Origin of the sequence: Novosphingobium aquiterrae, assembly GCF_042434435.1 — a bacterium.
Lineage (GTDB): Bacteria > Pseudomonadota > Alphaproteobacteria > Sphingomonadales > Sphingomonadaceae > Novosphingobium > Novosphingobium aquiterrae.
Genome location: NZ_JBHLTL010000006.1, coordinates 361,278 through 383,793, shown reverse-complemented (window position 1 = coordinate 383,793; position 22,516 = coordinate 361,278). Strand labels below are relative to the sequence as shown.

Annotated in this window: 24 protein-coding genes; 14 read left to right on the top strand and 10 right to left on the bottom strand. The window is 65.7% G+C overall.

The genetic code is table 11. From position 1 onward, the window contains the following. The first annotated feature begins 19 nt into the window (after positions 1-19). The 4 genes from pabB to arfB are packed head-to-tail and all read left to right on the top strand — an operon-like array spanning position 20 to position 4,047. Positions 20-1,819: an aminodeoxychorismate synthase component I gene (gene pabB, locus ACFFF7_RS11650; protein WP_379481521.1), complete on the top strand. Its 1,800-nt coding sequence runs from the start codon at positions 20-22 to the stop codon at positions 1,817-1,819. Positions 1,820-1,866: 47 nt separating this feature from the next. After that, entirely contained in the window at positions 1,867-2,982 is a 1,116-nt protein-coding gene (locus ACFFF7_RS11645; RefSeq protein WP_379481856.1) for a pyridoxal phosphate-dependent aminotransferase, read from the top strand. After that, positions 2,979-3,647 (top strand): RluA family pseudouridine synthase, encoded by a 669-nt coding sequence (locus ACFFF7_RS11640; protein WP_379481520.1) that lies wholly within the window; start codon positions 2,979-2,981, stop codon positions 3,645-3,647. Before ACFFF7_RS11645 ends, ACFFF7_RS11640 begins: the two co-directional genes overlap by 4 nt. Continuing rightward, positions 3,628-4,047 (top strand): alternative ribosome rescue aminoacyl-tRNA hydrolase ArfB, encoded by a 420-nt coding sequence (arfB, locus tag ACFFF7_RS11635; RefSeq protein ID WP_379481519.1) that lies wholly within the window; start codon positions 3,628-3,630, stop codon positions 4,045-4,047. The genes ACFFF7_RS11640 and arfB overlap by 20 nt, the downstream gene beginning before the upstream one ends. Here arfB and ACFFF7_RS11630 read toward each other — a convergent pair whose 3' ends face one another. The 7 genes from ACFFF7_RS11630 to ACFFF7_RS11600 form a co-directional block, all read right to left on the bottom strand. After that, entirely contained in the window at positions 4,048-4,899 is an 852-nt protein-coding gene (locus tag ACFFF7_RS11630) for an HTD2 family dehydratase (protein ID WP_379481518.1), read from the bottom strand. A 12-nt stretch (positions 4,900-4,911) separates the two neighbouring features. Next, entirely contained in the window at positions 4,912-6,126 is a 1,215-nt protein-coding gene (locus ACFFF7_RS11625) for an acetyl-CoA C-acetyltransferase (RefSeq protein WP_379481517.1), read from the bottom strand. After that, positions 6,123-7,355, bottom strand: a complete 1,233-nt coding sequence (locus ACFFF7_RS11620) for a CoA transferase (RefSeq protein WP_379481516.1) — start codon at positions 7,353-7,355, stop codon at positions 6,123-6,125. Before ACFFF7_RS11620 ends, ACFFF7_RS11625 begins: the two co-directional genes overlap by 4 nt. Next, positions 7,356-8,522, bottom strand: a complete 1,167-nt coding sequence (locus tag ACFFF7_RS11615) for an acyl-CoA dehydrogenase family protein (protein WP_379481515.1) — start codon at positions 8,520-8,522, stop codon at positions 7,356-7,358. A gap of 12 nt (positions 8,523-8,534) precedes the next feature. Further along, positions 8,535-9,443 (bottom strand): SDR family NAD(P)-dependent oxidoreductase, encoded by a 909-nt coding sequence (locus ACFFF7_RS11610; RefSeq protein ID WP_379481855.1) that lies wholly within the window; start codon positions 9,441-9,443, stop codon positions 8,535-8,537. A gap of 70 nt (positions 9,444-9,513) precedes the next feature. Further along, positions 9,514-9,750 carry a hypothetical protein gene (locus ACFFF7_RS11605; RefSeq protein WP_379481514.1) on the bottom strand — a complete coding sequence of 79 codons (237 nt, stop codon included), beginning with the start codon at positions 9,748-9,750 and terminating at the stop codon, positions 9,514-9,516. A gap of 85 nt (positions 9,751-9,835) precedes the next feature. After that, positions 9,836-10,048, bottom strand: coding sequence for a hypothetical protein (locus ACFFF7_RS11600; protein ID WP_379481513.1), 213 nt, complete (start codon positions 10,046-10,048; stop codon positions 9,836-9,838). 167 nt (positions 10,049-10,215) lie between these two features. Between ACFFF7_RS11600 and ACFFF7_RS11595 the strand changes: the two genes are divergently transcribed. The 5 genes from ACFFF7_RS11595 to metH are packed head-to-tail and all read left to right on the top strand — an operon-like array spanning position 10,216 to position 16,301. Further along, a complete protein-coding gene (locus tag ACFFF7_RS11595; protein WP_379481512.1) occupies positions 10,216-11,196 on the top strand; it encodes an ArsR/SmtB family transcription factor in 981 nt (326 codons plus the stop codon). Further along, on the top strand, positions 11,193-12,098 hold the full coding sequence (metF, locus tag ACFFF7_RS11590) for a methylenetetrahydrofolate reductase (RefSeq protein WP_379481511.1): 906 nt from the start codon (positions 11,193-11,195) through the stop codon (positions 12,096-12,098). Before ACFFF7_RS11595 ends, metF begins: the two co-directional genes overlap by 4 nt. Then, complete coding sequence (locus ACFFF7_RS11585) at positions 12,095-13,156, top strand: homocysteine S-methyltransferase family protein (protein WP_379481510.1); 1,062 nt, start codon at positions 12,095-12,097, stop codon at positions 13,154-13,156. Before metF ends, ACFFF7_RS11585 begins: the two co-directional genes overlap by 4 nt. Continuing rightward, positions 13,156-13,689, top strand: coding sequence for a GNAT family N-acetyltransferase (locus ACFFF7_RS11580; RefSeq protein WP_379481509.1), 534 nt, complete (start codon positions 13,156-13,158; stop codon positions 13,687-13,689). Before ACFFF7_RS11585 ends, ACFFF7_RS11580 begins: the two co-directional genes overlap by 1 nt. Then, on the top strand, positions 13,686-16,301 hold the full coding sequence (gene metH / locus ACFFF7_RS11575; protein WP_379481508.1) for a methionine synthase: 2,616 nt from the start codon (positions 13,686-13,688) through the stop codon (positions 16,299-16,301). The genes ACFFF7_RS11580 and metH overlap by 4 nt, the downstream gene beginning before the upstream one ends. Positions 16,302-16,304: 3 nt before the next feature. Here metH and ACFFF7_RS11570 read toward each other — a convergent pair whose 3' ends face one another. Further along, entirely contained in the window at positions 16,305-16,727 is a 423-nt protein-coding gene (locus ACFFF7_RS11570; protein ID WP_379481507.1) for a GFA family protein, read from the bottom strand. A 169-nt stretch (positions 16,728-16,896) separates the two neighbouring features. Here ACFFF7_RS11570 and ACFFF7_RS11565 point away from each other — a divergent pair, with 169 nt between their 5' ends. Next, the gene (locus ACFFF7_RS11565) at positions 16,897-17,679 is read left to right on the top strand and encodes a hypothetical protein (RefSeq protein ID WP_379481506.1); all 783 of its coding nucleotides are present in this window, start codon (positions 16,897-16,899) and stop codon (positions 17,677-17,679) included. A gap of 82 nt (positions 17,680-17,761) precedes the next feature. After that, the gene (gene recQ, locus ACFFF7_RS11560; RefSeq protein WP_379481505.1) at positions 17,762-19,543 is read left to right on the top strand and encodes a DNA helicase RecQ; all 1,782 of its coding nucleotides are present in this window, start codon (positions 17,762-17,764) and stop codon (positions 19,541-19,543) included. Here recQ and ACFFF7_RS11555 read toward each other — a convergent pair. Together ACFFF7_RS11555 and ACFFF7_RS11550 are read right to left on the bottom strand one after the other, a co-directional pair. Further along, complete coding sequence (locus ACFFF7_RS11555; protein ID WP_379481504.1) at positions 19,540-20,550, bottom strand: TerC family protein; 1,011 nt, start codon at positions 20,548-20,550, stop codon at positions 19,540-19,542. The two genes, recQ and ACFFF7_RS11555, sit on opposite strands and share 4 nt — an antisense overlap. Positions 20,551-20,624: 74 nt before the next feature. Next, a complete protein-coding gene (locus ACFFF7_RS11550) occupies positions 20,625-20,798 on the bottom strand; it encodes a DUF465 domain-containing protein (RefSeq protein WP_379481503.1) in 174 nt (57 codons plus the stop codon). A gap of 273 nt (positions 20,799-21,071) precedes the next feature. Here ACFFF7_RS11550 and ACFFF7_RS11545 point away from each other — a divergent pair, with 273 nt between their 5' ends. The 3 genes from ACFFF7_RS11545 to ACFFF7_RS11535 are packed head-to-tail and all read left to right on the top strand — an operon-like array spanning position 21,072 to position 22,461. Further along, positions 21,072-21,983: an SPFH domain-containing protein gene (locus ACFFF7_RS11545; protein ID WP_379481502.1), complete on the top strand. Its 912-nt coding sequence runs from the start codon at positions 21,072-21,074 to the stop codon at positions 21,981-21,983. Between the two features lie 9 nt (positions 21,984-21,992). Next, a complete protein-coding gene (locus ACFFF7_RS11540) occupies positions 21,993-22,196 on the top strand; it encodes a type II toxin-antitoxin system antitoxin (protein ID WP_379481501.1) in 204 nt (67 codons plus the stop codon). A 1-nt stretch (position 22,197) separates the two neighbouring features. Then, positions 22,198-22,461, top strand: coding sequence for a hypothetical protein (locus ACFFF7_RS11535; RefSeq protein ID WP_379481500.1), 264 nt, complete (start codon positions 22,198-22,200; stop codon positions 22,459-22,461). Positions 22,462-22,516: the final 55 nt, after the last annotated feature.

The following is a 22,516-nucleotide window of genomic DNA, read 5'->3' as shown; positions in this document are numbered from 1 at the left end:
CCGCGGCTAGAGCGGCGTCATGGCTGCGCCGTTCATCCTGCTTGACGATGCCCGACCTGACGGGGCGAGCGCCGCTCGACTGTACGAAAATCCGCTTCATGTCGTCATTGCCCGACGCCCGAATGAGGTTGAAGGCGCACTTGAGCAAATCGAATCGCTGCACTGTGCCGGACATCACCTGGCGGGCTATCTGGCCTATGAGGCCGGGCTTGCGCTGGAAGAAAGGCTGGCACCGCTCGCCGCGACGCGCACCGGCGCCAATGGACCGCTGCTTTGGTTCGGGGCCTTTGCCAATCACGAGACGATTGCCGCTGCCGATGTTCCGGCATGGCTGGCTGCGCGTAGCCTGGGGCCAGCCAGTGTCGGCCCGCTTGATCCGCAGCTTTCACCCGGGGGCTACGCCCGCGCCTTTGCCGCGATGGAAGAAGCGATCGCAGCGGGCGATATCTATCAGGCCAACCTGACCTTCCGCCTGGCTGGATCGTATCGCGGCGACCCGCTGGGGCTTTATGCGGCGCTGCGTCCGGCAGCGGGGGCAGGCTATGGGGGTGTGCTGTTCGACGGGTCTCACTGGTTGCTCAGCCTTTCGCCCGAACTGTTTTTTGCGCTCAAGGACAGCATGGCACGGGTCAAGCCGATGAAGGGCACGCGTCCGCGCGGCCGCGATGCGGCAGGGGACGCGCTGCTGAAGGGCGAGCTGGCTGCATCGGTAAAGGACCGCGCCGAAAACCTGATGATTGTCGATCTGATGCGCAACGATTTGTCGCGCGTGGCGGAAGCGGGCAGCGTCAAGGTGGACCGGCCCTTTGCGGTCGAGAGTTACCCGACCGTGCACCAGATGGTCACCACCGTCACTGCGCGGCTCCAGCCCGGTCGCGGCGCCGCTGCTGTGCTGCGCGCGCTGTTCCCCTGCGGATCGATCACCGGCGCGCCCAAGATCCGCGCGATGGAGCTGATCCAGGCCAACGAGCGCGACGCGCGCGGTCCCTATTGCGGGGCGATCGGACGGATCGACCCGCCGGGCGACGGCGGGGCTTCCGAGACCGCCTTCAATGTGGCAATCCGCACCCTGCGCCTGACGCCCGAAGAGAACGGACGGGGCCGGGCCGTGCTGGGCGTTGGATCGGCCATCGTCGCGGATTCGGACTGCCTGCCCGAATGGCGCGAAAGCCTGATCAAGGGGGGATTCGTGCGTTTGGGTGCCACCGGGGCCGATCTGATCGAAACGATGCGCTTTACCCCGGACGAGGGTGTGCCGCTGCTCGAACTGCATCTCGAACGGATCAAGGCCAGCGCGGCAGAGCTGGGCTTCGCCTTCGACCGCCACGCGGTGCGCAACGCGATTCAGGCGCTGTGTTTCGATGCCGAGGCGCCAGCCAGGCTACGGCTCTGCGTGGCGCGCAGCGGCGCCTATGTGCTCGATCTTGCCGCGCTGCCCGATCCCCTTCCCGATCCGCTGCCCTGCGCGGTGCTGCGCTTGCCGGTTGATCCGGGCGACTGGCGGCTGCGCCACAAGACGAGCGACCGCGGTTTCTACGAGGACGGCCTGGCCGTGGCACGCGGCGCCGGGGCGAAAGAGGCGCTGCTGATCCGCGACGACGGCTTGCTGACCGAAGGCTGCTTCACCAACCTGTTCGTGGCGCGCGGCGATACCTTGATCACGCCGCCTGCCGCGCTCGGCCTGCTTCCCGGGGTTCTGCGCCATTCGTTGATCGAAGCGGGCACGGCGACCGAAGGACCGGTTACCCTCGACGATCTGGCGAACGGGTTCTTCGTCGGCAATGCCCTGCGCGGGCTTATGCCGGCGCGCCTGCTGTGAAGACTTCCGCCGCCCTTTCGCGGATTGCGCCATCGCGCACTGCCGCGATGAGCGACCGGGCCAGCGCCCTGCGCGAGGCCGGGGCCGACATCGTCTCGCTGGCGGTGGGCGAGCCCGATTTCGCCACCCCGCCCCACGTCGCCGCAGCGGCCAAGCGCGCGATCGACGAGGGGCAGACGCGCTATACCCCGGTTGCTGGAACCGCCGCGCTGCGCCGGGCGGCAGCACTGCATTTTGCCCGCGACCTGGGGATCGCTGCCCTGCCGGAGCAGGTGATTGTCAGTTCGGGCGGAAAGCAGGCGATCTTCCACGCGCTGCTGGCCACGCTCGATCCCGGCGACGAAGTGCTGATTCCGGCGCCGTGGTGGGTCAGCTACCCGGAAATCGTCCGCTTTGCCGGCGGCGTGCCGATCGACCTGCCGACCCATGCCCCCGGCGGTTACCGTATCACTGCGGCGCAGCTTGATGCCGCGATTACCCCGCGCACCCGCTGGCTGCTGCTCAACAGCCCCGGCAACCCGACCGGATCGACCTATCCGGCGGCTGAACTCGATGCGATCGGGGCGGTGCTGCGGAAGCATTCGCAGGTCATGGTGCTGTCCGACGATATCTACGCGATGCTGCGCTACACGCCCGGCGCCCACGCCACTCTGGCGGCGCAATGCCCCGATCTTGCCGACCGCGTGCTGACCGTTTCAGGGGTGTCGAAAAGCCATGCGATGACCGGCTTTCGCATCGGTGTTTCCGCCGGGCCGGACTGGCTGATCAAGGCCATGGGCAAGCTGCAATCGCATTCGTCGGGCAATCCCTGCTCGATCAGCCAGGCCGCTGCAGTGGCCGCGTTCGAAGGGCCGCAGGACTATCTAGCCGCCTGGTGCGACGTGTTCCGCGCACGCCGCGACGCGGTGGTGGCGGCAATCAATGCCATCCCCGGGCTGTCGACCCCGGTGCCCGACGGCGCGTTCTATTGCCTGGTCGATGCCGCGCCGCACATGGCGCGCTTCGGTGATGACGAGGCGCTGTGCCTGCACCTGCTCGATCACGGCGTCGCGGTGGTCGCCGCCTCGGCCTTCGGCGGCAAGGACGGTTTTCGCATCAGCTTCGCCGCCGACCAGGAGGCGCTTGACGAAGCCTGCCGCCGCATCGCCAGGGCGCTGGCATGATCCAGCTGCCGATCCTGTTCGAAGACGGCGAAGCGCTGATCATCAACAAGCCCGCAGGCCTGTCGATCGAGCGCCCACGCGCAGGCGGGCTCAGCCTGGAGAACTATCTCGAAGCGCTGAAGCTGGGCTTCCAGCGCGTGCCGGTTGCGGTCCACCGGATCGATACCGACACCTCGGGCTGCCTGCTGCTGGCGCGCAATCCCAAGGCGCTCAAGCGGTTCAATGCCGCTTTCGAGGCGCGCGAGGTGGACAAGGTCTACCTCGGCGTGGTCGCCGGCGCGGTGAGCGGAGACGCCGGTACCATCGACCTGGCGCTGAGCAAGATCAGCAGCGCCGAAAAGGGCTGGCGGATGATTGCTGCAAAGAAGGGCAAGCCCTCGGTCACCCATTGGCGCAAGCTGGCCGAGACCGGTGGCAATACCCTGGTCGAGTTCCGCCCTGAAACCGGCCGCACCCACCAGATCCGGATCCATGCCGCCGAGGCCTTTGGCCATGCCCTGCTGGGCGATCCGGTCTATGGCGACGGCAAGGGCGCGAAGCGGGCCATGCTTCATGCCCTGGCGCTGACGGTTCCGCGCGGCGACAAACCGCCGGTCGCGGCCCGCGCGCCGGTGCCGGCAGATTTTCATGCCCTGGGTTTTGGCGATGTCGACCACCCCGCTTGAAGCGATCGACCGTGCGATCGCGCTGGCCAGCGAGAGCTTCATCACTGCCTCCGGCCCCGGCGGACAGAACGTCAACAAGGTCGCCAGCGCGGTGCAGCTGCGGCTCGACGTCTATGCCTTGCGCCTGCCGGTCGAGGTGTTCGCGCGGCTGAAGCAGCTCGCGGGGAGCCGAATGACCGCCAAGGGCGAACTGCTGCTTTCTGCACAGCGCTTTCGTACCCAGGAAGCCAACCGCGACGATGCCCGCGTGCGGCTGGGCAAGCTGATCGAGGAGGCCTTCAACCTCCCCGAAAAGCGCGCCAAGAGCCGCCTCAACCGGATCAACAAGGGCGAGCGGCTGGAAGGCAAGAAAAAGCGTGGAACGATCAAGGCAGGGCGCGGCAAGGTCCGGCTCGACTGATCAAACGGCCGCGCTGGCGCTCATCACCTGGCGGCCGTCGGCGGCGTAGGCACCCAGTTCGAATGCTGCATCCTTGCTGCGCAGCACCAGGTGCAGCATTTCCCCGGCTACGGCAGGTGATATCCCGCGGAAGGCAAAACTTTTCAGAGTGTTATCGCCCAATTCGCGCGCGGCAAGGTCAAGCAGCATGGTCGCCATAAGCGGACCGTGAACCACAAGACCGCGATAGCGTTCGACATCACGGGCGTAGGGCAGGTCATAGTGGATGCGGTGGCTGTTGAAGGTTAGCGCAGAGTAACGGAACAGCAGCGCTTCGCCTGGAACCAGTGCGCGGTGCGCCTGCCATTCACCTGGGTTGAACGTACCTTCACCTCGTGCGGGCGGACTGAGCGGCGCATCGGCAGCGGCTTCGGCGCGGTAGACCAGCGACTGCACTTCGCGGATTGCAGTCGCGCTTTCGCACCACGTTTCGTGTGCGATCTCGACAAAGGCCAGCGGCCCCGACGCGCCGCTTTTCTCTGTGATCGAAACCACTCGCGATTTGCGCCGCACATCACGATCGAGCGCGATGGGCGCGAGGAAATCCACCTTGCTCGAAGCCCACATGCGTCGCGGCAGTGGCAGGGGCGGCAGAAAGCTGTCGGGGCGGTCGCTGCGCAGCGGGTGTCCGTCGGTGCCAAGCAGCGCCGTCGGGGCATCAGGCGTGCACAGGCACCAGTGAAAGCCCTGTGCTGCCACGCCCATACCCGGCGCCGCACGATCAAGCGTGGCCAGCCAGCGGGCGAACAGCCCCGGATCGGCAAAATCGTCGCGGACCTCCTCACGGCCGATCCAGGCGTTCCAGTCAGGCATGCGACACGTCGCTCACGCCTTCTCGAACACAGCGGCGATACCCTGGCCGCCGCCGATGCACATCGTTTCCAGGCCATAGCGCACGTCGCGGCGCTGCATCTCGCGAGTCAGGTTGGCCAGGATCCGGCCGCCGGTCGCGCCGATCGGATGGCCCAGCGAAATGCCCGAGCCGTTGACGTTGAGCATGTCGTGACGGCTGTCATCATCGCTCCAGCCCCATCCCTTGAGGCAGGCGAGCACCTGCGGGGCGAAGGCCTCATTGAGTTCGATCAGGCCGATGTCGGACCAGGTCAGGCCATTGCGCGCGAACAGCCGCTCGCTCGCCGGGACCGGGCCGAAGCCCATCCGGCTGGGATCGCAGCCCGCTGCGGCCCACGAATGGAACCATGCGATCGGCTCCAGCCCCAGTTGCTCCAGCTTGTCCTCGGCCACCACCAGGCAGGCGGCGGCGGCATCGTTCTGCTGGCTGGCGTTACCGGCGGTGACAACGCCGCCTTCGAGCGCGCGCAGCTTGCCCAAAGACTCCATCGTCGCATCGGCTCGATAGCCCTCGTCGTGATCGAAGACGACTGGATCGCCCTTTTTCTGCGGGACTGCGACCGGAACCAGCTCGTCGGCGAACTTGCCCTCGGCCCAGGCGGCGGCGGCGCGCTGGTGGCTGCGCACGGCATAGGAATCGCAGGCCTCGCGGCTGATGTTCCAGTCCTTGGCCAGGTTCTCGGCCGTTTCGATCATACCGCTGATCACGCCGTAACGTTCGATCGGCTGGCTCATTACCCGGCCGCGGGTCAGCCGATCATGCAGCGTCAGGTTGCCGGCGCGCACGCCCTTGCGGATGTCGGTGCTGTAGTGCTCGACGTTGGACATCGATTCGCAGCCGCCGGCGACCACAACGTCGCTCATCCCGGTCTGGACCATCATCGCGGCATTGACCACCGCCTGCAGGCCCGAGCCGCAGCGGCGGTCGAGCTGGTAACCCGGAACCTGCTCGGGCAGGCCAGCAAGCAGCCACGACCAGTGGCCGATGCACGGCGCCTCGCCATTGCCATAGCCCTGGCTGAAGACGACATCGTCGACCCTGTTGGGATCGATCTTTGTCCGTTCGACCAGCGCCTTCAGGATCACCGCGCCAAGCTGCCCGGCAGTCAGCGACGACAGCGTCCCGCCGAACTTGCCAACAGGGGTGCGGATGGGAGCAACGATGGCGGCGCGGCGAAGCTGGGTCATTTGGAATCCTTGTCGGAAGCGGCGACCACGCCGCGGTCGATCAGCCGGGCAATGTCGCCGGAGGAAAGCCCGAGTCGCTCAGCCAGGATCTCTTCGCTGTGCTGACCGAGATAGGGCGCGGGCTGCGGGTCGCCCACCGGCTCACTCGGCAAATTGGCGAAAGAGCGCGTGGCGGGATAGACGAAGCCGCTGGGGTTGGCCGGCGAGGGGCCGAACAGAGGATTGTTGGCGACAAGTTCCGGATCGGTCGCCGCCTCGTACATCGTGCGATAGCGTTCGAACGTCGCCCCGGCCTTGGTCAGTCGCATCGCCAGCGCATCATAGTCGAACCCGGACGCGGCGCTCTGGAACAGATCGAACAGGCGTTCGCGGTTGACGAAGCGGTGGTGGTCGCTGGCGGCGAAATCGACGCCGAGTTCGGCTTCGATCGCCGCCACGGCGCTGGACACGCCGAACGCATCGACCGTGGCCTTCCACTGCTTGGCGGTGAGCGCGGCGACCATGAAGCGCTTGCCGTCGCGGCTGATGAAATCACGCCCGAAGGCGCCCCAGATCGCATTGCCCAGCCGCTCGCGGTCGCTGCCGCGATAAAGCATTTCGGCCATGGCCCCGGCGTTGGCCATGGTGCCGATGGCGACATCGCCCAGCGGCACGCGCATTTCCACGCCCTTGCCGGTGGCGTCGCGGTGGCGCAGGCCCGCCAGCAGGGCAAAGGCGCAATAGGCGCCGGTGATGAAGTCCCACGCCGGCATGACCTGGTTGATCGGCGGCGCAGTGGCCGGGTCCCATTCGGCCGGGCCGGTCATCAAGGGATAGCCGCTGGCGGCGTTGACGGTGAAATCCATCGCCTGGCGCCCGTCGTGCCAGCCCATGATCCGCACCGAGATCAGATCGGGCCGGCCCTCGGCGACTTTGTCATGAGCCAGGAAGCTGTTCACCGGCAGGTTGGTGACCATCTGCCCTGTCGCCCGCACCAGTTCGACCAGCAGTTCGCGCCCTTCGCCCGATTGCAGGTCGAGCGCGACACTTTTCTTGGCGCGGTTGAGGTTTTCCCATGAGAGCGAGCGACCCTCGCGGGTCTGCATGTAGCGGTCGTAGTCGAGCCCCCCGGCCTTGTGATCGACGCGCACCACCTCGGCTCCGAACTGCGCGCAATAGAGCCCAACGGTGGGCGAGGCGACGAACGAGGACACCTCGATGATCTTCAGCCCGGAAAGCAGATCGTACATTTACTGGTTCGCAGCCCATTCGCGCAGCATGTGCTTGGCGATCTGCAGCTGGAGAATCTGGGTGGTGCCTTCGTAGATGCGGTAGATCCGCGCATCGCGGAAGAAGCGCTCGGCGTCGTATTCGGCCAGGTAACCCGCGCCGCCATAGATCTGCACCACGCGGTCGACCACCCGGCCGCACATTTCGGTGGCGAAGACCTTGGCCGCGGCGGCCTGGCGCAGCACCTTCTCCCCGGCATCGGCGCGGCGGCAGGCATCCTCGATCATGCATTCGGCCGCGTAGATCTCGATCTCGCTGTCGGCCAGCATCTGCTGGATCAGCTGGAAATTGGCGATCGGTTCGCCAAAGGCCTTGCGCTCGTTGGCATAACGCAGCGCCGAATCGAGCGCGCGGCGGGCATAGCCGGCCGCAGCCGCGCCAACCGACAGACGCCCATTGTCGAGGCTCTGCATCGCGGTGACGAAGCCCTTGCCCTCCTCGTCGCCAAGCAGCGCATCGGCTGGCAAGTGGACATCTTCCATGACGATGTCGGCGATGTGGCTGCCGGCCTGGCCCATCTTCTTGTCGCTTTTGCCCACCGAAATGCCGGGGGTGTCCATCGGCACCAGGAAGGCCGAAACGTGGGCGTTCTTGGGCAGGGCTTCCTTGCTGGTCCGGGCCATGATCAAGGCGACATTCGCAAAGGGCGCGTTGGTGATGTAGCGCTTGGTCCCGTTGACCACCCAGCCGTTGCCGCTACGCACCGCCATTGTCTGCATCGCTGCAGAATCCGATCCCGATCCCGGCTCGGTCAGCCCGAAGCTTGCCACTTCGCCCGCGGCAAGGCGCGGCAGCCATTCCGCCTTCTGCGCCTCGGTCCCGCCCTTCATGATCGCCGAGCAGACCATGCCGATGTTGATCGAGGTGATCGAGCGGTAGCATGGCATGGCATAGCTGAGCTCGCGGATCGTGCGTACGTACTGCGAGACGTTCATCCCAGCGCCGCCGTATTGTTCGGGCATGGTGATCCCGAACAGTCCCATGTCGCGCATTTCGGCCATGATATCGTCGGGGATCCGGTCAGTCTCGAGGATTTCCTTTTCCGCCGGAACCAGCCGTTCACGCACATAGCGGCGCAGCTGGTCGATGAATTGGTCAAAGACGTCGGCGTCCATACCTGGATTCATTGGGCAGGTTCCTCAGATGGGATCGTAAGGGAAGACGTGTGCGCTGACCTCGTCGCCGCGCGCCATGCTGGGGCGGAACGAGGGGATCAGTTCGTCGGCAATGGCTTCCGGCGTCCAGCCCTCCAGCTTGGTCATCGAGCGCACCGGCCGCGGTTTGTTGTACAGCACGATCTCGTTCTTGCGGACCGAGAAGATCTGATTGGTGACGTCCTTGCTGGCATCTGCGGCGAGATAGACCACCAGCGGCGCGATCTTGTCGGCACTCATGGTCTTGAGCCGTTCGACCCGCTGCTGCTGTTCAGGGGTTTCGGCGGGGATCGAGGCAGTCATCCGGCTCCACGCGAAGGGCGCAATGCAATTGGAGCGCACGCCCGCGCGCCCCATGTCGAGCGCAATCGACTGCGACAGGCCGACAATCCCCAACTTGGCCGCCGAATAGTTGGCCTGGCCGACGTTGCCGATCAGCCCGCTGGTGCTCGTGAAATGAATGAAGCTGCCCGACTGCTGCTCGCGAAAATAGGGCGTCGCCGCCTTGGACACCAGGAACGCGCCGTTGAGGTGGACGTCGATCACCGCGCGCCAGTCCTCGAAGCTCATCTTGTGCCAGATCGCGTCGCGCAGGATCCCGGCGTTGTTGACCACGGCATCGATCCGGCCGAAGCGCTGGACCGCGTCTTCGATGATCGAGGTGGCCCCCGCCGGATCGGCTACCGAGGCGAGATTGGCGTAGGCCTTGCCGCCGGCAGCGACGATATCGTCGACAGTCTGCTGCGCCGGGCCGGCATCGCCGCCCTCTCCACCGCCGCCGACCCCGGGATCGTTCACCACCACCGCCGCGCCGTGCGCCGCGCAGAGCAAGGCGATCTCACGCCCCACCCCGCGGCCCGCGCCGGTTACAGCAACAACCTTGCCTTCGAGCATGCCCATGGCGGCGAATCCCCTGCCGTTTAATCGATCGCTTAAGCGGTCATTACGGCGGCGTCCGCGAAAATCAACCGGCGGGCTTGGCGGCAGGCGTCGACGCCGGCGCGGTCGGGGCGGCTTGCGGGGCGCGCGCGCCGGGATTGGGCAGCGCCTCCTTCGTCAATCGCTGATCCTCGATCATCTCCGCCGCTTCATCCAGCGCCTTGGCTTCGCCGACAGTGACGCCGCCGGGACCGGGCTGATTGTCCGCCTTCTGACAGGCCGTGAGCAGAACGAGCAGTGGAAGCAGGAGGATCGTGCGCATGACACCACCATACCGCGTTGGCACAAAAGCGAAAGGCGGGCCGCCCTTTGCTGGAGCAACCCGCCTTCTGAACTGCTTTCGAACGTTACTGCGGCGCTGCCTCGCTGGCCGGGGCGGCATCGGCAGCATTGGCAGCGGCGTCGGCAACCGGGGTGGCGTCGATATCGCCCACCGCCTCTTCCGCCGGCATTTCAACGTTTTCGGGCTGGCCCTCTTCCTTGGCGCTGTCCGATTTGCCGCAGGCCGACAGAGCAAGCGCGGCAGCGGAAAAGAAGGCAAGGGCGGCGTATTTCTTCATGGTTCAAGCCTCGAATAATGGCAAAGGAGTGGCGGCGGGTGCGACCCCCAAGACCCTGATCTAGCCAAGCGGTGCCTGCCTGCCAAGGTAACAAACCCAAAGCGGCTCCAGGATGCTCCCAGCAAGGTGGTTGTATACATATAAAGATTTCTTTATATGATGTGGAAATGCGGATCGATCCTACCTTGCGCGCACTGGCCGACCCGACGCGGCTGCGCATCATGCGCCTGCTTTCCACCATGGAGCTGGCGGTGGGCGAACTCGCCCAGGTGCTGGGGCAAAGCCAGCCGCGGGTATCGCGCCACATCCGCATCCTGTGCGATGCCGGGCTGGCCGAACGGCGCAAGGAAGGCAGCTGGGTGTTCCTGCGTAGTGCGATCGGTGCGCACCGCGCCCCGCCGCTGGGTGCCGCCGCCGCCCGCCTGCTCGACGTGGCCGAGGCCGACGACGCCGCCTTTGCCGCGCGCTGCAGCGAAGACCGCCGCCACCTCGCCGCGATCCGCGCCGCGCGCGAGAGCAGCGCCGAAACCTATTTTGCCCGCCACGCCGCCGAATGGGACACCCTGCGCGGACTGCATAGTCCCGATGGCCCGGTCGAAGCTGCGCTGGCCAAGGCGCTGGGCAAGGCCGATCTTGGCGCCCTGCTCGATGTCGGGACCGGAACCGGGCGCATGGCCGAGCTGTTCGCCCCGGCCAGCCGCCACATCACCGCGTTCGACAAGAGCCCGGAAATGCTGCGCATTGCCCGCGCCCGGCTGCAGAACCTGCCGGCCGACTGTGTCGCGCTGGTCCAGGGCGATTTTGCCGCACTGCCCTTTGCCGACGAAAGTTTCGATACGGTGCTGTTCCACCAAGTGCTGCACTATGCCCAAGCGCCCGAGCTGGTGCTGGGCGAAGCGGCGCGGGTAACCCGGCCGGGCGGCACCGTGGCGGTGATCGACTTTGCCGCGCATGACCGTGAGGAACTGCGCGAGAAGCACGCCCATGCGCGCTTGGGCTTTTCGGACGAGCAGATGCTCGCGTTGCTCAGCGCCGCGGGTTATGTCGCCGCACCGCCGGTGGCGCTGCCGGGCAAGCCGCTGACCGTAAAGATCTGGACCGCGCGCCGCGCGGCGCTGACCCCGACCCGAAAGGCCATACCCGCATGAATACCGTCAGCGAAGCCCGCCGTGCCGCTGCCTCGCCGCTGTTTGCCGGGCTGGACGGCGATATCGGCGTATCGTTCGAATTTTTCCCGCCCAAGACCGAAAAGATGGCCGAAACGCTGTGGGACGCGGTCGGCACGCTGGCCCCGCTGGCCCCGCGCTTCGTTTCGGTAACCTATGGCGCGGGCGGTTCGACGCGCGAACGGACCCACGCCACGGTCGAGCGGATCGTCAAGGAAACCCGCATTCCCGCCGCAGCGCACCTGACCTGCGTCGAGGCGAGCCGGGCCGAGATCGAAGAGGTTGCCCGCGCCTATTGGGACATCGGGGTGCGCCACATCGTGGCCTTGCGCGGTGATCCGCCGACCGCGGGGGCGCGCTTCGAAGCACGACCCGACGGCTATGCCAGCGCAGCCGATCTGGTCGCCGGGCTGAAGGCGATCGCCCCGTTCGAGATTTCGGTCGGCGCATACCCAGAGACCCACCCCGAAGCGGCCAGCGCGGTCGCCGATCTGGATAACCTCAAGCGCAAGATCGATGCCGGGGCCGACCGCGCGATCACGCAGTTCTTCTTCGAACCGGATACCTTCTTCCGCTTCCGCGATGCCGCCGCCGCCGCCGGGATTGCTGCCGAAATCGTTCCAGGGATCATGCCGGTCAGCAACTTTGCCGCAGTCAGGCGGATGAGCGGGATGACCGGCACCTCCGTACCCGACTGGCTGGCCCATCTTTTCGACGGACTGGACGACCTGCCCGCCGCGCGCCAGCTGGTTGCAGCAACTGTCGCGGCCGAAATGTGCCGCAGGCTGTATGCTGGCGAAGTCCGCCAGTTTCATTTCTACACCCTCAATCGCGCCGAGCTGAGCTACGCGATCTGCCACCTTCTGGGAGTGCGCCCGCAATGACCCTGATCCCCAGCGCCGCGCGCGCCGCCCTGCTGGCCCAGGCGGCCCAGCGCATCCTGATTACCGACGGCGCGTTCGGCACCGAGATCCAGAACCGCAAGCTGGCCGAGGCCGACTATGCCGGCACTCTGGGTCTGACCCACGACCAGAAGGGCAACAACGATATTCTTGCCCTGACCCGCCCAGACGTACCCGAAGCGATCCACCGCGCCTATTTCGACGCCGGAGCGGACATTGCCGAAACCAATACGTTCTCGGCCAACCGGATCAGCCAGGCCGATTATGGCGCCGAGCATCTGGTGCGCGAGATCAATATCGAAAGCGCCCGGCTGGCGCGCCGCGTCGCCGATGAATATGCCGCCCGCGATGGCCGTCCGCGCTTTGTCGCCGGGGCGATCGGCCCGACCAACAAGACCCTGTCGCTAAGCCCCGACGTCAACGATCCCGGCTTTCGCGAGATCGACTGGGACGAACTGGTCGCGGTCTACCGCGAACAGGCCGATGCGCTGGTCGCCGGCGGGGCCGACTTCATCCTGGTCGAAACGGTGTTCGATACGCTGAACTGCAAGGCCGCGATCATGGCAGTGCGCCAGCTGGAACAGGCGTTGGGCCGCGAAGTGCCACTGATGCTATCGATGACCCTGACCGACCTGTCGGGCCGCAACCTTTCCGGCCATACGGTCGAGGCGTTCTGGCATGCGGTGCGCCATGCCCGCCCGGTGACCATCGGACTCAACTGCAGCTTCGGCGCGCAGCAGCTGCGCCCCCATGTCAAGGCGCTGGCCGAAATTGCCGAAGCGTTGATCATGGTCTATCCCAATGCCGGCCTGCCCAATGAACTGGGTGCCTATGACGAAGAGCCCGAAACGACCGCCGCGCTGGTCGGCGAATGGGCCGAAAAGGGCCAGGTCAACATCCTTGGCGGCTGCTGCGGATCGACCCCGGCGCATATTGCGGCAATGGCGGCGGCCGTTACCGGTCTGGCCCCGCGACAGACCCCCAAGGTGCCCGTCGCGACCCGCCTGGCCGGGCTTGAACCCTTCATCATGGCCGCGTGATGGGGATTGACGGTCCCCTCAAGGCGATTATCCGCCCGGCGCAGGCAGATGATGTCGCGGCGCTGGCGCTGGTCGCGCAGGCGACCTTCCTGGAAGCCTATGCCGGGCTGGTCCAGGTTGCCGACATGATCGCCCATTGCGAAGCGCAGAACAGCGTGCAGGCCTTTCGCAGTGCCATGGCCGAAGGCGCACGCACTTGGCTGGTCGAGGCCGAGACGACCGGTGCACCCCTGGGCTTTGCCTTGCTGACGAAGTCTGCACTGCCCGACCCGCGGCCCGGCGATATCGAATTGAAGCGCATCTACCTGCTCGATCGCTGCAAGGGCCAGGGGCTGGCGAACGTCCTGCTTGAGACGGTCGTCGCCGCTGCCGCCGACTATCAGCGGCTGGTGCTGGGCACCAATCGCGACAACGCGCGGGCACTGGCGTTCTATCGCAAGTCCGGGTTCAAAATCATCGGTACCCGCAATTTCACCGTCGGCCACGAAGTGTTCGACGACTACATCCTTGCCAAGTCACTGGAACAGTCATGACCGCCGCCAATTCCGCCCGCTTCGTCAATGTCGGCGAACGCACCAACGTCACCGGCAGCGCGGCGTTCAAGAAGCTGATCATGGCCGACGACTATGCCCGCGCGGTCGAGGTTGCGCGCCAGCAGGTCGAGAACGGCGCCCAGGTGATCGACGTCAACATGGACGAAGGGTTGCTCGATGCGGTCCACGCCATGACCACTTTTCTCAAGCTGATCGCCGCCGAACCCGACATCGCCCGGGTTCCGGTGATGATCGACAGTTCGAAGTGGGAAGTGATCGAAGCCGGGCTCAAATGCGTGTCGGGCAAGCCGATCGTCAATTCGATCAGCATGAAGGAAGGCGAGGAGGCTTTCCTCGATCACGCGCGCAAATGCATGGATTACGGCGCGGCGGTGGTGGTGATGGCCTTCGACGAGGCGGGCCAGGCCGACACCAAGGCACGCAAGGTCGAAATCTGCCAGCGCGCCTATGCCTTGCTGACCAGCATCGGCTTCCCGCCCGAGGACATCATTTTCGATCCCAACGTCTTTGCCGTCGCCACGGGAATCGAGGAACACAACAATTACGCGGTCGACTTCATCGAGGCGGTCAAGGAAATCCGCGCCAGCTGCCCGCATGTCCATTTCAGCGGCGGGCTTTCCAACCTGTCATTCTCGTTCCGCGGCAACGAGCCGGTGCGCCGGGCGATGCATTCGATCTTCCTCTATCATGCAATCCCCGCGGGCCTCGACATGGCGATCGTCAATGCCGGGCAGCTCGACGTCTACGACACCATCGATCCCAAGCTGCGCCAGGCCTGCGAGGATGTGATCCTCAACACCGATCCGGGTGCGACCGACCGCCTGATCGTCCTCGCCGAAAGCTTCAAGGGCACCGACGCCAAGACCGAGAAGGAAGCCGAGGAATGGCGCGGCTGGGACGTGGTCCGGCGCATCGAGCACGCGCTGGTCAAGGGCATCGATGCCCATATCGTCGAGGATACCGAACTCGCCCGGCAGGACATCTTCGCCCGCGGCGGGCGTCCGATCGAAGTGATCGAAGGCCCGCTGATGGAAGGGATGAATACTGTCGGCGACCTGTTCGGCAGCGGCAAGATGTTCCTGCCGCAGGTGGTCAAGTCGGCCCGCGTGATGAAGAAGGCGGTCGCGCACCTGATCCCGTTCATCGAGGCGGAAAAGACCGCGGCGTCGAAGCCCAAGGGCAAGATCGTGATGGCCACGGTCAAGGGCGACGTCCACGACATCGGCAAGAACATCGTCGGGGTGGTGTTGCAGTGCAACGGCTATGAAGTGATCGATCTGGGCGTCATGGTGCCGTGGACGAAAATCCTCGAAACCGCGCAGGAAAGCCAGGCCGACATCATCGGGCTGTCCGGGCTGATCACCCCCAGCCTCGACGAGATGGTCACCGTCGCCGAGGAAATGCAGCGCAGCCAGTTCACCGTGCCGCTGCTGATCGGCGGAGCGACCACGAGCAAGGTCCACACCGCACTGCGGATTGACCCCGCCTATGACGGACCGGTGATCCACGTGCTCGACGCCAGCCGTGCGGTCGGCGTGGCCAGCCAGCTGCTGTCGGACACCCAGCGGGATCCCTTCGTCGCCGCCACCGCTGCCGACTACCAGCACGTCCGCGACGTCCGCGCCGGCAAGGACCCCTCGGTCCTGCTCAGCCTCGAGGACGCGCGCGCCAATGCCTTCAAGGCCGATTTCAGCGACAAGCCGATGCCGCCCGAACAGCCCGGGCTGCACGATTTTCCCGACTGGCCGCTGGCCGATTTGGTCGAATGCTTCGACTGGACCCCGTTCTTTCGCGCGTGGGAGCTTGCCGGCACCTATCCGGCGATCCTCAACGACGAGGTCGTCGGCGAAAGCGCACGTGCGCTCCACGCCGATGCTTTGGCCATGCTCGACAAGATCGTCTCGGAGAAGTGGCTGACCGCCAAGGGCGTCGCCGGGTTCTGGCCCTGCGCGCGCGAAGGCGACGATGTGATGCTGCACCTGGAAGGCAATGTTCCTCCGGTGCGACTGCCGTTCCTGCGCCAGCAGATCCGCAAGAGCCGCGACCGCGCCAACTATTGCCTGGCCGATTTCATCGATCCCGATGGCGACTGGATCGGCGGTTTCGCCGTGGGCATCCACGGGATCGAGTCGCACCTCGAACGCTTCCGCGCCGGGCATGACGACTATTCGGACATTCTGCTCAAAGCCCTGGCCGACCGCTTTGCCGAGGCCTTTGCCGAACGCCTGCACCAGCACGTGCGGACCACGCTGTGGGGCTATGCCCCCGGCGAACAGCTGACCAATGAAGCGCTGATCAGGGAGCAATACCGCGGCATCCGCCCCGCCCCGGGCTATCCTGCCTGCCCCGACCACAGCCTCAAACCGGTGCTGTTCGACCTGCTCGAAGCCGAGGCGCGGACCGGGCTGACCCTGACCGAAAGCTTCGCGATGTGGCCCACGGCGGCGGTATCGGGCTTCTATTTCGCGCACCCGCAAAGCGAATACTTCGGCGTGGCGCGGATAGGGCGCGATCAGCTGGCCGACTATGCTGCGCGGCGCGGGATCGACGAAAGCGTGGCCGAACGGTGGTTGCGGCCTAACCTGGATTGACGGTTATTCCGCTATCTGGCGGTCCGATCCGCCAAACGCGGCGGGAAAATCGGCAAATTTGGGCAGGCCATCCTGCATCGGCAGCACCGTTTCGGCATAGTTGATGTGCAGACCCGGCTGAAAGGCCAGTCCGGGCAAGGTCGCCGAAAAGACATCGACGACACCCAGGCCGGGATGATCCGTGAGCAGGTGCCCGCCGCATTTGCGGCAATAGGTACGGCTGCTGCCCTCGGTCTTGTTGAAGGTGGCGACACTGTCCCGGCCCTGGGTAATCTCCACATTGCCTGGCTGCCAGAGCGTGAAGGCATTGACCGGGCCGCCCGACCACGATCGGCACGACTGGCAATGGCAATAGCCCATCCCTTCGGGTTCGCCGGTTACGGTCAGCTTGACTGCGCCGCAGAAACATTCGCCGGAATAGGTCATTCGGCAATCCTCCATCGCTTGCGACCGGCTATCAGATTATCAGCCCGGCCCACGGCTGCAAGCGGGTGATGGCCGGCGCTATTTTCGGCCGATGCGCCGGGCACAAACCTTGGCTGGATTTCTGTATTGTTTCCGCTAGCTTGACGTTCTGCAGATAGGGGGAAAGATCATGGAAAGCTTCAGTTTCGGGCGCACGCTATCGCGCACCTTCGGCCTGATCCGTGACGGACTGCCGACGGTCGGGGTCTTCCTGCTGATCGTCCAGGTGATCAACACCATCTTCTCATTCGGCCTGCAAGGGCAGATGGCTGCCGAATTTCAGCAGCGGGCGGCAGCCGGACTAGTTGAGCCGTTGGCGGTCTTTTCATCGCTGTGGTACTGGCTGACCGTGATCGTCGGACTGGTCTTGGGGGTGATCGTCTATACCGGGTCGATCCACGGCTACCTTGCGGTTGAGCGCAAGGCGCCGTTGTCGATCGGGGAGTGCTTTACCTTCGGCCTGTCGACGTTCCTGCCGGGGCTTGGCTTGTTGATCCTGTGGATCCTCGGCGTTGGCCTGGGCTGGGTTCTGTTCCTGATCCCGGGACTGATCCTGATCACGATGTGGAGCGCCGCGCTGCCGGCACTGGTTGCCGAAGGCCAGGGTGTTATCGCCAGTTTCGGCCGCAGCCGGGCCCTGACCAAGGGCTATCGCTGGACCATCTTCGGGACGCTGATCGTCGCCCTGATCATTATGTACATCCCGGTCGTGCTGTTCGGCGGCGCGATGCTCGGCTCATCGGCAAGGCTGATGAGCGGCGAAGCCTTGTCGCCGCTGTTCTACCTGTTCAGCGGGGTTTACGGCTGGGTGGTCGGCATGTTCCTCAACGCGCTGCTCGCCTCGATCTATCTCGATTGCCGCCTCGCCAAGGAAGGCGTGACATCGGGCGCGCTGACCGACGTCTTCGCCTAAGCACTTTGCCCAGGCGGTAATTGTGGAGAGAGCGGGCCGCGCGGCCTTCCGCAAATAGCGGGGGCAGGCTAGGCGCTGGCACGTGTCCGCGCCCGCCCTGCTCGATCAGCTTCACGCCACCTTCGGCTTTTCCGCGTTTCGCGGGGTGCAGCAGCGCGTGGTCGACCGCGTGTTGGCCGGGCAATCGACCCTGGCGGTGATGCCGACCGGGGCAGGCAAGAGCCTGACCTACCAGCTGCCTGCCGTTATCATGCCGGGAACCTGCGTCGTCGTATCGCCGCTGATCGCGCTGATGCACGACCAGCTACGCAGCGCCGAGGCCAACGGCATCCGCGCCGCCAGCCTGACCAGCGCCGACAGCGAGGATTACCGCGAGCAGGCGATCGACCGTTTTCGCGGCAGCGATCTCGACCTGCTCTACGTCGCGCCCGAACGCGCCAGCCAAGGCCATTTCCGCGAGCTGTTATCCAAGGCCGAAATCAGCCTTTTCGCCATCGACGAGGCGCACTGCGTCTCCGAATGGGGCCACGATTTCCGCCCCGACTACCGGATGCTGCGTCCGCTGATGGATGCTTTCCCGCACGTTCCGCGCCTCGCCCTGACCGCCACCGCCGATGCCCACACCCGCGCCGACATCCTGGCCCAGCTGGGGATCGCCGAGGACGGACTGATCGTTGCCGGGTTCGACCGGCCCAATATCCGCTATGCGATCCGCCCGCGCGACGGCGGGCTGCAGCAATTGCGCGCGCTGCTCGACGAACAGCCGGGACCGGGGATCGTCTATGCCCCGACTCGCAAGAAGGTGGAGGAGCTGGCTGAAAAGCTGGCGGCGGCGACCGGGCGGGCGGTGCGGCCCTATCACGCCGGGCTCGACCCGCAGGTGCGCAGCGCCAACCAGGCCGCGTTCGTCGCCAGCGAGGACATGGTGATGGTCGCCACGGTCGCCTTCGGCATGGGCATCGACAAGCCCGACGTGCGCTTTGTCGCCCACGCCGGCATCCCCAAGTCGATCGAGGGCTATTACCAGGAAACCGGCCGCGCCGGGCGCGACGGCGATCCGGCGCTGGCGCTGATGCTGTGGGGAGCCGAAGACTTTGCCCGCGCCCGCCAGCGCCTGGGCGAGGTCGAGCCGCACCGCCAGGCCGGTGAACGCGCTCGGCTTGATGCCCTGGCCGCGCTGGTCGAGACCGGCGAGTGCCGCCGTGCGGTGCTGCTGCGCCATTTCGGCGAAGAGCCGCCGGCGCAGTGCGGCAACTGCGACAATTGCCTCGACACGCCGGGGGTGGTCGATGCCGGGCAGTTGGCGCAAAAGCTGCTGTCGGCGGTCTATCGCACCGGCCAGAGCTTCGGCTTCGGGCATATCGAGAAAGTCCTGACCGGGGTGGCCGACGAGCGCGTGACCCAGCGCGGGCATGACCAGCTCAGCGTATTCGGCATCGTCCCTGCCGATGAGGCGCCGCTGCTGCGCCCGCTCGCCCGCGCCCTGCAGGCCCGCGGCGTGCTGGTGCCGACCGAGCATGGCGGTCTGGCGCTGGGCGGCGCGGCGCGGGCGATGCTCAAGGGCGAAGTTCCGGTGCAGATCGTGCTGCCGCCCAAACGCGAGCGCAGCCGCAACCGGCGCGGGCGCGGCGATGTGATCAACCCGGTCGGCGACCCATTGTTCGACGCGCTGCGCGCACTGCGCCGTGATCTGGCGGCAGACGGCGGGGTTCCGCCCTATGTCATCTTCCACGACGCGACGCTGCGCGAAATGGCCGCGCGCCGCCCCGCCAGCCTGGCCGCGCTGGGCGAGGTTGGCGGGGTCGGCGCGCGCAAGCTGGAAGCCTATGGCGAGGCCTTTCTTACCGTTATCCAGCAGTTCTAGGGCCGGATCGCGTCGTGCGGCAACTGCGGCGCGGCATCTTCGCCGTGGCGGGTCTTCCACAGCGAATAGCCGACCCCGCTGGCGATCAGGGCAAAGGTGACGCCGAGGCTCAGCACCGGCGGGAACTTGGCTCCGCCCAGCACGAAGTCGGAAACGAAGATCTTGCTGCCGATGAACACCAGCACCGCGGCCAATGCATACTTGAGGTAGTAGAAGCGGTGGATCATCGCCGAGAACGCGAAATAGAGCGCGCGCAGGCCGAGGATCGCCATGATGTTGCTGGTATAGACGATGAAGGTATCGGTGGTGATGGCGAAGATCGCCGGCACCGAATCGACCGCAAAGACCAGGTCGGCGAGGTTGATCACCACCAGCGCCAGGAACAGCGGGGTGGCCGCCCGCACCAGCTTGCCGGTCTTGTCGTCGGGCACCTTCACGAAGAAATGCTGGTCGTGAAGATCCTTGGTCACCCGCATATGGGTGCTGATCCAGCGCACCGCCGGGTTTTTGGCGATGTCGGGGGCGTGGTCCCCGGCGAAGAACATCTTGATCCCGGTGAACACCAGAAATGCGGCAAAGATGTAAAGCACCCAATAGGCCTGCTCAACCAGTGCGGCACCCGCCGCGATCATCGCCCCGCGCAGCACGATCACCGCCAGGATGCCCCACAGCAGCGCGCGGTACTGGTACTTTGGCGGGATGGCGAAGAAGGTGAAGATCAGGCTGATGACGAAGACATTGTCGATCGACAGCGCCTTTTCGATGAAGAAGCCGGTATAGTACTTCATCCCCAGATCGGCGCCCCTGGCGACCCATACCCAGGCCCCGAAAGCCAGGGCGATGGTGATGTAGAAGGCGGTCAGCTTGAGCGATTCGGCGATGCCCATCTCGCGGTCGTCCTTGTGCAGTACGCCAAGGTCGAAGGCGGTCAGAGTGAAAACGATTCCGGCGAACGACAGCCAGAACCACAGCGGCGTGCCGAGCCAGTCGGCATTCAGGAATTCCATGGATTGCCCCTCTGTGGGATGCGCGAAAAAAGCCGGCGCTCCCACGAGGGAAGCGCCGGTTTCAGGCCGGATTGTCAGGCTTGCAAGCGGCGCGCCGAAAGCCGCATCAGGCGGTCCTTCAGCGCGAGCTTCAGCTTCTTGAGCCGCGCGATCTCGAACGGATCGGCGGTGCGGCGCGCCTGCAGGCGGCGCAGCATCTCATCGAGCTTCTGGTGACGTTCCATCAGGCGGAACACACGATCTGACATGGGTCATGCTCCTATCGCACAAGGTTGCGTACGATCGGATGTGCCGAGCCCGGCCACGGATGCTCAAGGAGGGGGGAAAAGAACCCGGACCACGGCATCGGCAACATCCGATGCGGTCCGACATCACGCTGCATTTCCCGTTTGGGCAAATGCCGCGCCAGAGGGGCCCGGTCCCGCCCCACTGATATACGACCGATTCGTTCGTATTTCAAGGCTGTTGACGCGGCCCGTTGAACTGATATTAATGTGATATCAGATTTAAGGGGAACTTCGATGACCGATTCGCATGCACCAATGACCGCGAGCGTTGAACGCCGCGCGTGGAGCACCAGCGGCTACTTGATATTCGTGGCCTTTCTGGCGCTGCTGGCGTTGACCGTCTGGCGGATCATTTCCTTCGTTGGCAGCAATCCCGAAGACAGCGCGGTGTTCGGGTTTCTGGTTTCGACCGGGCTCAGCATGGTCGCGCTGGTGGTCCTGGCCAGCGGGTTCTACATGATCCAACCCAACCAGGCCGCGGCGATCACGCTGTTCGGATCGTACCGCGGCACCGATCGCGCCACCGGGCTGCGCTGGGTCTGGCCGTGGATGGGCAAGACCAAGATCTCGGTTCGCGCCAACAACCTGGTGTCTGACAAGATCAAGGTCAACGATCTGCGCGGCAACCCGATCGAGATGGCCGCCCAGGTGGTCTGGCGGGTCACCGACACCGCCCAGGCGCTCTACGACGTCGACGATTACAAGGCCTTCGTCATGGTCCAGATCGAGGCCGCGGTGCGGACCATCGGCTCGCGCTATCCCTATGACGACTTCACGCATTCGGAAATCACCCTGCGCGGCAACCACGACGAGGTCGGGGTCGAACTGCGCAAGGAATTGATCGCGCGGCTGACGATGGCCGGGATCACGGTCGATGAATGCGGCTTTACCCATCTGGCCTATGCCCAGGAAATCGCCGGGGCGATGCTCCGCCGCCAGCAGGCCGAGGCCGTGGTCGCGGCGCGCAAGACCCTGGTCGAAGGCGCTGTCGGCATGGTCGAGATGGCGCTGGCGATGCTGTCCGAAAAGGGCGTCGTCCACCTCGATGACGAACGCAAGGCGGCGATGGTCAGCAACCTGATGGTCGTGCTGTGCGGTGAGCGCGATACCCAGCCCGTGGTCAACACCGGCTCGCTGTACCAGTAAGGCCGGCTTGTGCCCCCGCCGACCGCCCGCAAGGCTTTCCCGCTCCGGCTCGATCCCGCGCTCTATGCAGCGCTGGAACGGTCGGCAGCGGGCGACCTGCGCTCGGTCAACGTGCAGATCGAAGTGCTGCTGCGCGAGGCGCTAGCCCGGCGCGGTACCAAGGTCGCCCTGCCCGAGCCGGTGCGGCGCGGGCGCCCGCCCAAGGAGACGTGAGATGCGCGATAACGACGACAGCGCGTGGTTCGCCCCAAAGCGGTTCGGCTATGGCGCCGGTCTGCCTGTCCGCTGGCAAGGCTGGGCCGTGCTGCTGGGCTACCTGAGCCTGCTGATCCCGTTCCATTTCCTGATGCAGGGACCTGGTGCAGCGCCAAGGGCTTTGGCCATCGTCATGATGCTTGGCGCAACCGTCGTGCTGGTCGCCCTGTCGCGCGCCAAGACCAGGGGCGGGTGGAAATGGCGCTGGGGCGGGCGCGACTAGGCGGAATGTCCCCGCGCGGGACAGCGCCGACAGGCTTTACCATTTGCTGAGCGCC